The organism is Niallia sp. NCCP-28, from assembly GCF_023168165.1.
GTDB lineage: Bacteria > Bacillota > Bacilli > Bacillales > Cytobacillaceae > Niallia.
Map to the genome: position 1 here is coordinate 720,271 of NZ_BQYJ01000001.1, position 14,018 is coordinate 734,288.

General features: G+C 35.2%; 13 protein-coding genes. 3 read left to right on the forward strand and 10 right to left on the reverse strand.

Annotation, left to right across the window (positions count from 1 at the left end; all coding sequences use genetic code 11):
* Positions 1-5 precede the first annotated feature (5 nt).
* The 3 genes from NCCP28_RS03685 to NCCP28_RS03695 all read right to left on the reverse strand — a co-directional run bounded on the left by NCCP28_RS03685 (position 6) and on the right by NCCP28_RS03695 (position 3,142).
* Entirely contained in the window at positions 6-1,799 is a 1,794-nt protein-coding gene (locus tag NCCP28_RS03685) for a M3 family oligoendopeptidase (protein WP_248560029.1), read from the reverse strand.
* Between the two features lie 162 nt (positions 1,800-1,961).
* Positions 1,962-2,192, reverse strand: coding sequence for a hypothetical protein (locus NCCP28_RS03690; RefSeq protein ID WP_248560030.1), 231 nt, complete (start codon positions 2,190-2,192; stop codon positions 1,962-1,964).
* Between the two features lie 173 nt (positions 2,193-2,365).
* On the reverse strand, positions 2,366-3,142 hold the full coding sequence (locus NCCP28_RS03695; protein ID WP_248560031.1) for an N-acetylmuramoyl-L-alanine amidase: 777 nt from the start codon (positions 3,140-3,142) through the stop codon (positions 2,366-2,368).
* 183 nt (positions 3,143-3,325) lie between these two features.
* On the opposite strand from NCCP28_RS03695, the gene NCCP28_RS03700 reads away from it, so the two are divergent.
* Positions 3,326-3,643, forward strand: coding sequence for a hypothetical protein (locus tag NCCP28_RS03700; protein ID WP_248560032.1), 318 nt, complete (start codon positions 3,326-3,328; stop codon positions 3,641-3,643).
* A gap of 125 nt (positions 3,644-3,768) precedes the next feature.
* Here NCCP28_RS03700 and NCCP28_RS03705 read toward each other — a convergent pair whose 3' ends face one another.
* Positions 3,769-4,674 carry an AraC family transcriptional regulator gene (locus NCCP28_RS03705; RefSeq protein ID WP_248560033.1) on the reverse strand — a complete coding sequence of 302 codons (906 nt, stop codon included), beginning with the start codon at positions 4,672-4,674 and terminating at the stop codon, positions 3,769-3,771.
* A gap of 174 nt (positions 4,675-4,848) precedes the next feature.
* On the opposite strand from NCCP28_RS03705, the gene melA reads away from it, so the two are divergent.
* Positions 4,849-6,174 carry an alpha-glucosidase/alpha-galactosidase gene (gene melA, locus NCCP28_RS03710; protein ID WP_248560034.1) on the forward strand — a complete coding sequence of 442 codons (1,326 nt, stop codon included), beginning with the start codon at positions 4,849-4,851 and terminating at the stop codon, positions 6,172-6,174.
* Between the two features lie 332 nt (positions 6,175-6,506).
* Here the strand turns inward: melA and sigK are convergent, their stop codons facing one another.
* Entirely contained in the window at positions 6,507-7,220 is a 714-nt protein-coding gene (gene sigK, locus NCCP28_RS03715) for an RNA polymerase sporulation sigma factor SigK (RefSeq protein ID WP_101176418.1), read from the reverse strand.
* A gap of 354 nt (positions 7,221-7,574) precedes the next feature.
* Between sigK and NCCP28_RS03720 the strand changes: the two genes are divergently transcribed.
* Complete coding sequence (locus NCCP28_RS03720) at positions 7,575-9,509, forward strand: fructose-1,6-bisphosphatase (protein WP_248560035.1); 1,935 nt, start codon at positions 7,575-7,577, stop codon at positions 9,507-9,509.
* Between the two features lie 701 nt (positions 9,510-10,210).
* Here the strand turns inward: NCCP28_RS03720 and NCCP28_RS03725 are convergent.
* From NCCP28_RS03725 to NCCP28_RS03745, 5 genes are all read right to left on the reverse strand, one after another.
* Positions 10,211-10,348, reverse strand: a complete 138-nt coding sequence (locus tag NCCP28_RS03725) for a YrzI family small protein (protein ID WP_248560036.1) — start codon at positions 10,346-10,348, stop codon at positions 10,211-10,213.
* Between the two features lie 27 nt (positions 10,349-10,375).
* Entirely contained in the window at positions 10,376-10,525 is a 150-nt protein-coding gene (locus NCCP28_RS03730; RefSeq protein ID WP_248560037.1) for a YrzI family small protein, read from the reverse strand.
* Positions 10,526-11,161: 636 nt separating this feature from the next.
* Entirely contained in the window at positions 11,162-11,401 is a 240-nt protein-coding gene (locus tag NCCP28_RS03735; RefSeq protein WP_248560038.1) for a YrhC family protein, read from the reverse strand.
* Between the two features lie 506 nt (positions 11,402-11,907).
* Positions 11,908-13,041, reverse strand: a complete 1,134-nt coding sequence (locus NCCP28_RS03740) for a bifunctional cystathionine gamma-lyase/homocysteine desulfhydrase (protein ID WP_248560039.1) — start codon at positions 13,039-13,041, stop codon at positions 11,908-11,910.
* 1 nt (position 13,042) lies between these two features.
* Positions 13,043-13,966 carry a PLP-dependent cysteine synthase family protein gene (locus NCCP28_RS03745; protein ID WP_248560040.1) on the reverse strand — a complete coding sequence of 308 codons (924 nt, stop codon included), beginning with the start codon at positions 13,964-13,966 and terminating at the stop codon, positions 13,043-13,045.
* Positions 13,967-14,018 lie beyond the last annotated feature (52 nt).

Genomic DNA, 14,018 nt, shown 5'->3' on the forward strand with positions numbered 1-14,018 from the left:
CATCGTTATTCCGTTAGTTCTAAAAATTCTTCTACATCATCTATGCATAATTGAATGGCATTTTGCCAAAACACTTCTTCGGCTAAATTTACAGCCAGATGTTTTTTCGCTAATTCTTCTACTGTCATACTCGCAGTATCTTTTAATAAAGCCATATATTTTTTTTCATAGCCTGATCCTTCTTGCTGTGCATGTGCATAAATGCCAAGGGAAAATAGATAGCCAAATGTATAAGGAAAATTATAAAACGGAACACCTGTAATATAAAAATGCAGTTTAGATGCCCAAAAAGTCGGATGATAGGTATCTAACGCCTCTCCATATGCCTCTTTTTGCGCTCGCACCATTATTTCGTTTAATTTCGCTTCACTGACAATTCCTTTTTTACGCTCTTCATAAAAATTCGTTTCAAATAAAAAACGAGCATGAATATTCATTAATAATGCAATAGAATTTTGAATTTTCCCTTCTAATAATACAATCTTTTCTGCCTTGCTGGAAGAAGCTTTAACAGCAGCGTCTGATACAATCGTTTCTGCAAATGTAGATGCCGTTTCTGCTACATTCATTGCATAATTTCTGTTTAATGTATGCATATCCTTCATTGCATATGTATGAAAGCCATGTCCTAGTTCATGGGCCAATGTAGATACATTGCTTGTTGTGCCAGAATAGGTCATAAAGATGCGCGACTGCTCGCTTTCAGGAAAATAGGTATGAAAACCGCCTGGCCTTTTTCCTTGTCTGTCTTCAGCTTCAATCCATCTGTCTGCAAATGCTTTCTCAGCAAAAGCTTTCATTTTTTCGCCAAATTGTGAAAATTGTTTTAAAATAAATGCTGCTCCTTCTTGATAATTCATCTTTCCAAAGGAATTTCCAATAGGAGCATCCAAATCATGCCAACTTAATTTTTCCACCCCTAACATTTTTGCCTTTCTCTCTAAAAAACGTTTAAACGGCTCTTTATTAGCAGCTATTACTTCCCACATGGTCTGCAGTGTTTTCTCCTGCATCCGGTTCATCTCTAAAGGTTCTTTTAAAATATTATGCCACCCCCTCTTTTCATAAACATTTAAACGAAATCCTGATAGATGATTTAATGTTTTGGCAATTAATGAACTTTTATCTTCCCAAGCCTTTTCCCATGCAGAAAAAACCTCTTTTCGAACATTCTGATCAGGATCGGAAAATTTATTGGCAGCTTGCCCTACAGATAAATAGAGGGTTTGGCCATTTTCTTCTAAAGGTATTTGAATGGAGCTAACGATTGTATCATACATTTGGCTCCAGCCATGATAGCCATCAATGCTCAATTTATTAATGAGCATTTCTTCTTGTTCCCCAAGTTTGTTTTTTGCTTGCATTCGTCTTTCTGACAGCACAAAAGCTAATTCTGTTAGTCCCTCTCCCTGCAAAAGATTATTCCATTGTTGGTCATCATAAGCAGATATTTTCCCATCAAATATTGTTAGAGCATTTTGAAAGGATGCGCTAAGCTCCATTACTTTTCCTCTTAAGGCATTAGCCTGCTTATCTTTAATATCTTGCGCCTCTAGACAGCTGACAAAAGCGCCTGCTTGTCTGACTTTTTTGACAATTAATTCATATAGTTTAATCAACTCTAGTACACATGATTGATCTTTTTTTCCATTTGCAGGTTGATACATTTGCACCTTATTAGAAAACTGCTTAATATGTTTTCCTGTTTTAAACAGATGCTCCACAAATTCTTTCGAATTGCTTCCACCTTTATAAAATACATCTAAATCCCAAGTTTCCAAAAAAGTATGTTCCTTCATCGTATCCCTCCTGTTTCTACCTTATATTATAAGTTTATTTCTGGCATTTTCCTATTGTTCTAGTACCTTCTTCTAGAATCAACTTTACCTAAAAAACGCTTCTATAATGTGAAAAATAGAAGCGATTATACTGCATCATATATTTATTTTTTTCAGCTAAATTCAACAATAAAACTGGCTTCCAAACCACCATATGCTTCCAAAAACTAAAATAACAATAAATAAAACAATCAGCAAAGCATACCATGCTCCTCCTGTAGCGCCATAAGCAACGGGAGCAGCGTATGGCGCTGCTGCTTGTGAAGGCGCTGGTGGCGGGGGTGCTGCTTGTGGAATTGGTGCTCCTAATGGTACACTTGGCATTGTCTGATATGGATATCCATATGCAACCATTTATATTCCTCCTCTCTATTATAAACTATTCATCTTTTCTTCGACATGAATAGGCAATTGCTCTATATATAGCATATTTGCCTTTCTAAGATGAACCTTCAATCAGAGAGAGGTAGCTGCTCTTTAAATAGGAATAATATTCCCCTAATTTATTTCAGTTTGGTTAGTACAGGCTAAATGATTATCGTATCAAAACCACTTGATTTGGCTCTTGATGCAAGGGAATCCGCATTGCTTCTTTTGGAAAATGCCCCAATTTGCACTTTATACAAATTTCCGCTTTGAATAATAATTGTATCGAATCCCTTCGATTTTGCTTGAGCTGCTAGACTGTTGGCATTATCTCGATTTTTAAAGGCGCCTATTTGTACTTTGTATAATGCTGTGCCATCGTTTCCTGAATCAATTACTTTTTTTTCAAGTTGAAAAACACGAACAAGTCCATTGACATGTCCACGGGCAATAGACGTTATAAAGGAAGAGTCTTTTAATTTATCGGCATCAGCTTTTGTGTCAATAAACCCATTTTCTGTTAATATTGCTGGCATCGTCGTTTCTCTTAGCACATGAAAGTTTGCTTGTTTTTTCCCTCTATCTTGAAAATTTGTACTGCTTATTACTGCACTGTGAATCTGTGTTTGATAAGTAGTAGTTGGAGTCCCTACTCCCGTATATACATAACTTTCAAACCCAGTTCCTCCGCCAGCATTAATGTGAATCGATAGATAATAATCTGCTCCCCAAGAATTTGCAGCATTTGTTCTTTCAGATAAACTGACAGTACTATCACCTGTTCGGCTCATTCGTATAGAAACATTTGAATATTCATTTTGAAGAATGTCTTGCACCTTTTTGGCAATTTGTAAAGTAATATTTTTTTCTTGAATTCCATTGCTAACTGCTCCTGCGTCAGAACCGCCATGTCCTGGATCAATAAAAATTTTCACCATTTAATTCACCACCTAGTCATATAGTATGACAAATCGAAAAAAATGCTTGGACAATTTCCTCTCTTTTATAAATATTGTTGATTTTTCCAAACCCAACTTTTCTTCTTTGTTATTTTTTCAAGTGCCCCCGAATAACTTTTCCGGACATGCATATGATGTATGGAAGGAGGAATCAACATCTCGATGAAAAAAAGTGCTATTTTTTTTATCCTTATTTTATTAGTTGCATTAGTTGCTTATATAGAAACTCCAAATGCCCGCATCAATAAACAGTATGTTTACTACTACGGAACGACCGATGAGTCAGAAGAAGCGAGCACATCAACAGAATCCCTTAGCGCACCAGAATTAGAATACCAACTAGATTCCACTGTTAAAGAAGGTGGCTACATATTAGAAACTTACCGGGAATATGAAATATACAAGGACAAAAATGGAGAAGTGATTAAAACAAAAGCAACCTCGAATACACAAACGATTAAATATGCAGAGGATGAGTAAATAGAAAGCTTGTACATTCATCCTGTTTTGGTAAATAGGGAGTTTTCACTTAGCAATAAAGTGAAAATTCCTTATTGTTATTTTTTATTTTTTTACAAAATATACACAATGGCTATCGCCTTCATTTATTCCATAATTAAATAATCAATTTCTGCTGCATCCTTGCTGTCACGAAATGCTCCCGCAGACACACCAACCACTTTGCGGAAAACTTTATTGAAGTAATTAGCATTGGCATACCCAACAGCATCTGCAATTTCTATAATAGAAGAATCTGTTGTTCTTAGAAGTTCTGCTGCTTTTTGGATGCGTATTTTAGTAAGGTATTGGACAGGTGTCATATTTAGCTGATGCTGAAACTGCTTAATAAAATAATATTTGGAATAACCAGAAATGACCGCTATTTCATCAAGCATAATTGGTTCATGATAATGTGTTTGAATATAAGTGATTGCTTTTGTCATGTTCAGTGAAAAATCTTTTTTTTGTTTTTCCATATTTTTAATAAAACGATAGCATTCCATAATAAATTCATATGCTTTTGCTGAAGCATGATAAGAATCTGAAATTTTTTGTTCATACGTATGCTGGTGAATTTTTAGCAGAAGCTGAATAAGCTTAGAATCTGCTGGAATCTTCAACACAGGGCCATGGTGCTCTTGCATCATATTCCAGCAGTTAGCTGCCTCTTTTCCAACTAATGTAATAAAAATAAACTCCCAACGTTTGCTGTTCTCTGGGAGATAATAGCGGTGGTTGCTTGGAATCTCTACAATAAATGCTTGACCTGCTTCTAATCGATAATCTTTCCCCCCCACTTCCAGCCTGCCTTCTCCGGATAATGTATATTGAAAGACATACTTGCCGACCTCTTTCCTTTTTAATCCATGCCAGTCATATGTTGTGCCAAATAATTTTTCTTCCCTGCCAAGCACCGAAATATTGGCTAAATCGTTGCCGATGCTATCTTGAAAATAAAAGCCATATACGCCATAACCCACTCTATTATTTTCCTCTTGAACAAAAGACAATATATTACCCTCCAATCACAGTAAGTTACCATTGATATTAAATTGAAAGCGCTCTATTATTAATTTATCAAGAAAAAACAATTCTGAAAAGATGCTAACTATCTAAATGAAGAAAGCAATTTTTTCTTAAGTAATCAAGCATCTAGCCAATTTCAGTAACTAGGAGGAAAAAAGATGAGCAAAATTACCTTTATTGGGGCAGGAAGTACCGTTTTTACAAAAAATGTTCTTGGAGACTGTATGTTTGTTCCCGCTTTAGCAGGATTTGAATTCGCCTTATTTGATATTGATGAGCAGCGTCTAAAGGAATCAGAAAACATGCTGAAAAATTTAAAACAAAGCTTGCAGGCAAATGTTGTGATAAAAGCATACACTGATCGAAAAGAAGCCTTAAGGGGTGCAAAATATATTATTAATGCCATTCAAGTTGGCGGCTACAAACCTAGTACGGTCATTGATTTTGACATACCAAAAAAATATGGGCTTCGCCAAACAATTGCCGATACAATTGGAATTGGCGGAATTTTCCGTTCTTTGCGCACTATCCCTGTTATGTGGGATTTTGCAAAAGATATCGAAGAAGTTTGTCCAGATGCTCTATTTTTGAATTATACAAACCCAATGGCAGCTTTAACTGGTGCGATGCTGCGCTATACAAATGTCAAAACAGTCGGCTTATGCCATAGTGTTCAGGTTTGCAGCAAACACTTGTTTGAATCATTGGGAATGGATCATGAAGGCGTGGAAGAAAAAATTGCGGGAATTAATCATATGGCGTGGCTTCTTGAAATAAAACGAGACGGCAAAGATTTATATCCAGAAATTAAGCGCCGTGCAAAAGAAAAACAACTTACAAAACATGACGATATGGTCCGTTTTGAGTTAATGGATAAATTCGGCTATTATGTAACAGAATCCTCTGAACATAATGCAGAATACCATCCATATTTCATTAAAAGAAACTATCCAGAATTAATTGACAAATTTAATATTCCATTAGATGAATACCCACGCCGCTGTGTAGAACAAATTGAACGCTGGGAAAAAATGCGGGATGAAATGGTAAATAATGCACAGCTGACTCATATCCGCTCTCATGAATATGGTTCACGGATTATTGAAGCAATCGAAACAAATAATCCATTTAAATTTGGCGGAAACATTTTAAATACAGGACGCCTTATCAGCAATTTGCCGGAAAAGGCTGTTGTTGAAGTACCTTGCTTAGCAGATCGAAGCGGCATTACACCTTGTTATGTCGGGGATATTCCAGAACAGTTAGCAGCTCTTAACAGAACCAATATTAATACACAATTACTGACCATTGAAGCAGCTGCAACTGGAAAAAAAGAGCATATTTATCAAGCAGCCATGCTTGACCCACATACAGCAGCAGAATTATCAATGGATGATATTATTGCAATGTGTGACGACTTAATCAAAGCACACGGGGATTGGATCCCTAAATTTAATGACTCTAAAACTATCTCATTTGCATAAATCTAAAAAGAAAAACTGATTTGAACTGTTCTCAATTGTTAAATATCATTAACAATTGGGCACAGTTTTTTTACCAGCAATTATCTATATAAAGGAAAATCACAGGCAACACTAGCCTAGAATAATTGCATCTATAATAAAGTGAAACTTCAATCAGTGGGGAATTCTCCATCCCCACTGATTGTTAATTGAACCAATCGGATCTTTATGGGCAGTTATCCCCGATCTAGATTTCTCATTTCTTCTCATCATCTTGAGGTGGGGGTTTTACTGCTCTTTAATGCCAGATAAAGGAAAAAAGGGCACTCGATTTTAGAGAACCCTTCTATTCATTATTTTTTCTTCTTCTCTTTTTCGGCACGGTAAAATTCATGGAACATTTTCATCAATGCCCTTTTTTCAATTCTTGATACATAACTTCTTGATATCCCTAATTCTTTGGCTATTTCCCTCTGCGTTTTTTCTTTTTGCAAATCTAGACCAAAACGTCCGACAATCACTTCTTTTTCTCTTTCATCCAACACATCGATGTATTCTTTTACTTTTTCCAGCTCCATATTTAATTGAATCGTATTGACAACATCTTCAGATTCCGACTTTAAAACATCAATAAGACTAATCTCATTCCCTTCCTTGTCCTGACCAATTGGATCATGCAAGGAAACATCTTTTTTCGTTTTCTTTAATGCCCGCAAATGCATTAATATTTCATTTTCAATACACCTAGCTGCATATGTCGCAAGCTTCGTGCCTTTCCCCTCTGAAAAGCTTTCAATGCCTTTAATTAATCCAATAGTGCCAATTGAAATTAAATCTTCAGAATCTTCTCCTGTATTTTCAAACTTTTTGACAATATGTGCAACAAGACGCAAATTATGTTCGATTAACATATTCCTCGCATGTGAATCCCCTTGTGCCATTAAGCGCAAATATTTTTTTTCATCTGCGGCAGACAATGGCTGTGGGAAGGCATTGTTTTTCACATAAGAAACAAGGAATACTAACTCTTTCAGCAAAATTCCAAGCGAATATAAAATTCCAGACATTGTTTCACCTCCACATTAAAGGACATTAGCCTATACTTTATAACTATGTAAATAAGAGGACTGTTTTGCATGTCCAAGGAATAATAATCTTTGGAAAATCTTTTAGTTTTAGGTTTAATACCCTGCAAAATTGGGTAAAAAATGATATTTGTATCATAAACTAGGAAAACAGATAATAAAAAAGAGAACGCGATATTACAAAATTTTCAGTATCCTTTTTCCATTTTTTCAATAAAACTAAGGTTTTTTATTGAATTCCTTGTATAATATGGATAAGCAGCCTTTTACTATACATAATTGCTTCATTTTGGCCAGCTAACAAACAACATATGGCTATTTTGCGAGGGGATAATAATGAATACAAAATATTTGGACTTATTAGTAGAAAAATATGATTCTGAAGAAAAAGTTGTCACAGAGATTATCAATTTAGAAGCCATCTTGAACCTGCCAAAAGGAACCGAACATTTTGTCAGCGATCTTCACGGAGAATATAATGCATTTCAACATGTATTAAGAAATGGTTCAGGCAATGTAAAAGAAAAGATTAAAGACTTGTTTAAAGATGAACTTTCCCAAAAAGAAGTAGATGAATTTGCTACATTGGTCTATTATCCTGAAGAAAAACTAGAAATGGTCAAATCATCCTTTAAACGTTCTGATCGGCTTTATCAATGGTATGCTGATACAATTGAACGAATGATCAAGCTTGTATCTTTTGCTTCTTCTAAATACACACGCTCTAAAGTTAGAAAAGCGCTGCCAAAACAGTTTGTTTATATTATTGAAGAACTGCTTTATAAAAAAGATGAACTAGATAATAAAAAAGAATACTATACAGAAATTATCCAAAGAATTATTTCTTTAGGCCAAGCGCCCAAACTAATTAGCGGCATGGCATATGCCATTCAAAATTTAGTAGTGGACCACCTTCATGTGGTAGGTGACATTTACGACAGGGGACCAGATCCTGATAAAATCGTCGATAAATTAATGACTTACCATTCTGTTGATATACAGTGGGGAAACCATGATGTGTTGTGGATAGGAGCATTTGCAGGATCAAAAGTATGTCTTGCCAACATTATTCGCATTTGTGCCAGATACAATAATTTAGATATTATCGAAGATGTATATGGCATTAATTTGCGTCCGCTCCTTAATCTAGCGGAAAAATATTATGGGGACAATTCCGCATTCCAGCCAAAAGTCTCAAAAGAAAATAACATTTCTGCAGAAGAAATAATGCAAATAACAAAAATTCATCAAGCTATTTCCATTATTCAATTTAAATTGGAAAGTGCAATTATTAAAAGACGCCCAGATTTCCATATGGAGCGAAGATTATTATTAGAAAAAATAAATTACTACAATAATACCATTGAATTAAATGATATTACCTACCAATTAGAAAATACATGTTTTGCAACAATTAATCCTGAAAACCCTGGATTGCTGTTAAAAGAAGAAGAAGAAGTACTCGAAAAATTATTATTTGCCATTCAGCATTCAGAAAAACTCGCTAGGCATATGAATTTTCTGATGAAAAAGGGCAGCCTTTATCTTCCGTATAACGGAAACCTTCTAATTCACGGCTGTATTCCACTGAACAATGATGGAACGATGAAAACAATGGTCATTGATGGACAAGAGTATGCAGGCAAAAAATTATTGGATATTTTTGAGTATTACTTAAAAGCCGGATTTGCTCATCCCGAAACAACCGATGATTTAGCAACAGATATGATTTGGTATTTATGGTCTGGCGAAAATTCTTCGCTATTTGGAAAAAAAGACATGACAACATTTGAACGTTACTTTATTAAAGACAAAAAAACACATAAAGAAGAAAAAAATGCTTATTATAAATTGCGGGAAGATGAAAACATTTGCCAAAACATCTTAGCTGAATTTGATTTAAATCCAGATCAAGGGCATATCATTAATGGACACACTCCTGTTGAAGAAATAAACGGTGAAAACCCAATTAAGGCAAATGGAAAAATGATCGTCATCGATGGAGGCTTCTCCAAAGCATATCAATCAAAAACTGGGATTGCTGGCTATACTCTTTTATACAATTCATACGGGATGCAGCTTGTTGCACATAAACAATTCACTTCCAAAGAAGATGTGCTTCAGAATGGTACAGATGTTTTATCAGTAAAAAGAATAGTGGACCGGGAACTTCGCAGAAAAAAAGTATTGGAAACAAATGTCGGTGAAAAAATACTAGAGCAAATCACTGATTTAAAACATCTGTTAGAATATCGTTTCGTCAAAAACTAAATGCATTTCATAAGATAAAAAAGTTAGAAAAATAAGCGATGTCTACAAATTAAAGAGAGGCTGGGACATAAGTATTCCAGTTGAAAATAAAAACGAACAATTATATGGTAATTACATATAATTGCTCGTTTTTAAGCTTTTAAAAGGGTGGTTTCAGTAAAGTTTGTTGTTATTGCCCGCAGCCTGAATAATTAATTTTTTCTATTTTTTTAAATGGTTTTAGATAACAACCTTTAAAAAAGAAATGGAATGGAGCGGAGGACACTCAACTCCTGCGGGAAGTAGAGGAAAGGCTGAGACCCCGCAGGCGTGCTGAGGAGGCTCGGGCTTCCTCCCCGCGGAAAGGGAGTGTCTGTAGCGCAATGGAACGAATTAGTTTTTACACTTGACTATATGTAAAAACACAAGTAACCAAGATTGCGAAACTAGCTTTTATTTTAAAGCGAAAGGTAGAGATTATTCGTCTTTACAGATTATCTAATTAGTTGTGTCCCAACCTCTTTATAAATTCAATAAAAAATCATTTGCCTTTTTTCTTCTTTTTTCTTCTCCACTCCAAGGTCAGCAATAATATATATACATTCATTAGATATTCTCCATTTTTTAAGCCGTTAGGTGGAATCCTTCTCCACCCAGAGGATTGCTTGCCGGTTTTGTAATTTTATAATCATAATGCCTCATCACCTTTCTATTTGTATTGTTTAAAAGCGGCTCATATAATAGTGTTTACTTTTATTTGCTTCCATAATTTCTTCTATTTGCTGCTCTGCTAAAAATTCTTTTTCTGATTGCCTTACTTTTTTTATCGTAATGGTAAAAAACAACATATTTAAAGTCATTCTTTTTCACTCCTTTCCTTTTTATCTTTAGATGCGCGGCGAACCGCCCATTAAGATATTCCTTCTGTTATGTTCATCCATAATACGATTTATTTCCTGTTCATGATAAATTTCTTCGGATGTCTTTTCATATTTTTTGATTATAATGGTAAAAAACAATAAATTTAGTGTCATCATTACACCTCCTTTTTCTATCAGAATTTACTTTTTTTATTAAAAATGTAAAAAATTAATAAAAAAAGCACACAAAAAACCGCAGAGAGTTGAACCCCTGCGGTTTTCTAAAAAATGGCATAAAAAACCGCAGGACACCATTCACCTGCGGTTGGATAGACAAAATTTATCGTAAACTAGTTCTTCCATTCCTTATAGGTTGAATTTGTGTTAATTGCATATAAAATTGTTGTATTTCCATTTAATAAATATGCTGATACAACGATATGCTTTTTCATATTATTCAACCTCCTTTAAGAAATATTTGTTTACATTGGTAATTATATCCTCTGTTTCCATTTTTGTAAACCTATTTTTCAGAAAATAGGCAAAAAATCAGAATCAATTCTGACAATAAGTTTTTCGGACAGTTTCCATAAGTAAATCCATGGTTAAAATAGGTTGATTGGAGTGAAAGGCGGGAGACTCTTGCGGGATTAACGGGACAGCAGGCGATTGTACGCCGTGGAGGTTCACCGCCCGCCCCACGGAAAGTGAGCATCATGGAACGGAAATCAACCTAACTTCTTTAAAATTTATAAAAACAGCAAAAAAAGAGACTAGTCTTTAAGTTTTTCTTAAAAGCTAGTCTCTTTGCCTTTATTTATTAGATAGTTCATTTAATTTATGTTTTAATTTTTTTGCCTTTGCGAAAAAGAAAATAGATCCACCTAGGCAAGCTGATGTCATCATCATCATTACAGCAGTGTTTATTTCTGTTTTATCGGGAGTTGGAATGATAACGCCTAAATAAAAAAAGACGCCTACAGCTAATAAAACAATCGCAAATCTTTTAAAGTCGACCATTTTTCCCATTAAATCTTTTAATGTCTTCTCCATTTTGCTCCCCCTTTTTATCTAGTTATCTATTTCCTTACTTTATCACACCAGCAATTTCCTCTCCTTATGAAATTACTAGTAAAATTGGAAATAAAAAACCATTTAAAAAGAGAACTAGAAGGAAATGACGGAGAATACGGCAGACCCTCAAAGTGAGTACCATGTAAAAGATGAATGGACTAAACTGTTTGCGTATTCTTTCATACAGCGACAGGTGGAAAAGAATTCGTTTCAAGCAAAATGGTAACGCCTGGAAATGTATAGGATCGTTATACTAGCTGTTGAAGGAAACATTTACCATATCTTCTGCAAATGTAAAAACTGGCAACTTGAACATGACAATTGCTTAAGAAGGGCTCAAAAAACTTCGCATACTAGATGATTGGAGCGGAAATCAAGCTTTTCCCTACTATTTTCATCAAAAAAATGGACAAAAGGTCACGGGATCTTTTGCCCTCAATCTAAAGCTTTAGCCGTTATGATCAAAGCTTTCCTTTCTTCATTTATTACTCTAATGCTTGCTTTAAATCTTCTATTAAATCGTCCACATCTTCTAATCCAACCGAAATTCGCACTAATCCATCTGTTATGCCCAGTTCTGCTCTTCTTTCTTTTGGAATGGATGCATGTGTCATTTTAGCTGGAACAGAAATTAAACTTTCTACAGCACCAAGGCTTTCTGCAAGTGTAAAGTATTTCAGTTTGCTTAATAAATTAGCTGCTTTTTCCTCACTTCCTACATCAAAACTTATCATCCCACCAAACCCTAACGCTTGTTGTCTGCTGATTTCATGATTAGGATGCGCAGGCAGTCCTGGATAGTATATTTTTTCTACTTGAGGATGTGTGGATAAAAAAGAAACGATTTCCTGTGCACTTCTTTCATGTTCCTCCATACGGATGCCCAGTGTTTTGATGCCGCGAATCAACAGCCAGGAATCATTTGGCCCAAGGATGCCTCCTGTTGAATTTTGTATAAAATGCAGGTCACTTCCTAAATCATCATCATTTACTACGACTAACCCAGATACCACATCACTATGCCCTCCTAAATATTTGGTAGCACTATGCAGGACAATATCCGCACCTAAGGGAAGGGGTGTCTGAAAGTAAGGAGTAGAAAATGTATTATCGACAATCGTTAATAAACCATGTTCTTTTGCTAAAGCAGAGGCCGCTTTTATATCGGTAATTTTCAATAAAGGATTTGTCGGTGTTTCTATATATAAAGCGACTGTATTGCTTTGTATGGCTTCTTGAATATTGCTGATGCTACTTGTATCAATAAAAGTAGCTTCTATTCCAAATTTGTTTAATACTTTTGTAATGACTCGAAACGTGCCGCCATACACATCATCTGTTAAAAGAATATGATCCCCTTGTTTAAACAGCATCATAACAGCAGTAATTGCCGCCATTCCAGAACTGAATGCAAAACCCCTTTTTCCATCTTCTAAGTCTTTAATCAATTCCTCTAATGCATGTCTTGTTGGGTTTCCCGTTCTTGAATATTCAAACCCTTTATGATTGCCTACTCCCTCTTGTTTATACGTGCTTACTTGATAGATTGGCACATTTACTGCTCCTGTATGAGCATCTCCTGAAATGCCTCCATGGATAAGTTTTGTTTTCCTTTTCAAGTTATATGCCTCCTTCAAATATTTTTTTGCTCATATAACGATCGCTGCTGTCTGGGAAAACAACGACAATATTTGTACCTTCTTTTGCACTTTTTGCTTCTAGAAGTGCTGCGTGCAATGCAGCTCCAGAAGAACTTCCAACAAGCAATCCTTCTTTTCTAGCCGCCTCTTTTACTTTTTCAAAAGCTTCATCATCGCTTATCGTATAAATTTGATCCATATAAGAAGTATCCATAAATTCAGGCAAAAACTCCATGCCGATTCCTTCTGTTTTATGCGGCCCAATTTTTCCTTTATTTAAAATGGAGCCTTCTGGTTCAACAATAACGGTTTTTATTTGTTTATTCTGCTCTTTTAAGAATTGTGCTGTTCCCATAAATGTTCCCCCAGACCCAGCACCTGCGACAAAAATATCCACTTTATGATCCATTTGCTCCCAAATTTCCGGCCCTAATGTTTGATAGTAGGTATTTGGGTTTGCAGGATTTTCAAATTGTCCTGGAATATATGAATTCGGTATTTGGGTTTGAAGCGCTTTGGCTTTTTGAATAGCTCCTTTTATACCTAATTCTGTTTTTGTATGAATAATTTTGGCACCTAATGCCATCATGATTTGTTGTTTTTCTATACTGAATTTCTCTGGCACACAAAATATAACATCCATATCTTGATTTAAAGCAGCAAGCGCCAAACCAATTCCAGTATTGCCTGCAGTCGGTTCAATAATAGTGCTGCCCCTTTTTAGCTTTCCCGTTTTTAAGGCATCCTTAATTAGTGCCATCCCTAATCTATCTTTAATGCTGCCTCCTGGATTATAATATTCTAACTTTGCAAATAGGCGCACTTTTTTGGGCAAGAAAAAATGTGTCAATTCTACCATTGGCGTATTTCCAATTAATTCATGAACATTCTGAAAAACCTTCAAGGCATTTCCTCCCTTTGCCTTTTATTTTTTACAGCTGTATTAAAAATGTAGG

Bases quoted from the DNA above. Each gene is read 5' to 3' on its own strand.
- NCCP28_RS03720 (WP_248560035.1), top strand. From the start codon at position 7,575: ATGAATACAAAATATTTGGACTTATTAGTAGAAAAATATGATTCTGAA.
- NCCP28_RS03695 (WP_248560031.1), bottom strand. From the start codon at position 3,142: ATGGTGAAAATTTTTATTGATCCAGGACATGGCGGTTCTGACGCAGGA.
- NCCP28_RS03690 (WP_248560030.1), bottom strand. From the start codon at position 2,192: ATGGTTGCATATGGATATCCATATCAGACAATGCCAAGTGTACCATTA.
- NCCP28_RS03700 (WP_248560032.1), top strand. From the start codon at position 3,326: ATGAAAAAAAGTGCTATTTTTTTTATCCTTATTTTATTAGTTGCATTA.
- NCCP28_RS03730 (WP_248560037.1), bottom strand. From the start codon at position 10,525: ATGATGACACTAAATTTATTGTTTTTTACCATTATAATCAAAAAATAT.
- sigK (WP_101176418.1), bottom strand. From the start codon at position 7,220: ATGTCTGGAATTTTATATTCGCTTGGAATTTTGCTGAAAGAGTTAGTA.
- NCCP28_RS03735 (WP_248560038.1), bottom strand. From the start codon at position 11,401: ATGGAGAAGACATTAAAAGATTTAATGGGAAAAATGGTCGACTTTAAA.
- melA (WP_248560034.1), top strand. From the start codon at position 4,849: ATGAGCAAAATTACCTTTATTGGGGCAGGAAGTACCGTTTTTACAAAA.
- NCCP28_RS03725 (WP_248560036.1), bottom strand. From the start codon at position 10,348: ATGACTTTAAATATGTTGTTTTTTACCATTACGATAAAAAAAGTAAGG.
- NCCP28_RS03685 (WP_248560029.1), bottom strand. From the start codon at position 1,799: ATGAAGGAACATACTTTTTTGGAAACTTGGGATTTAGATGTATTTTAT.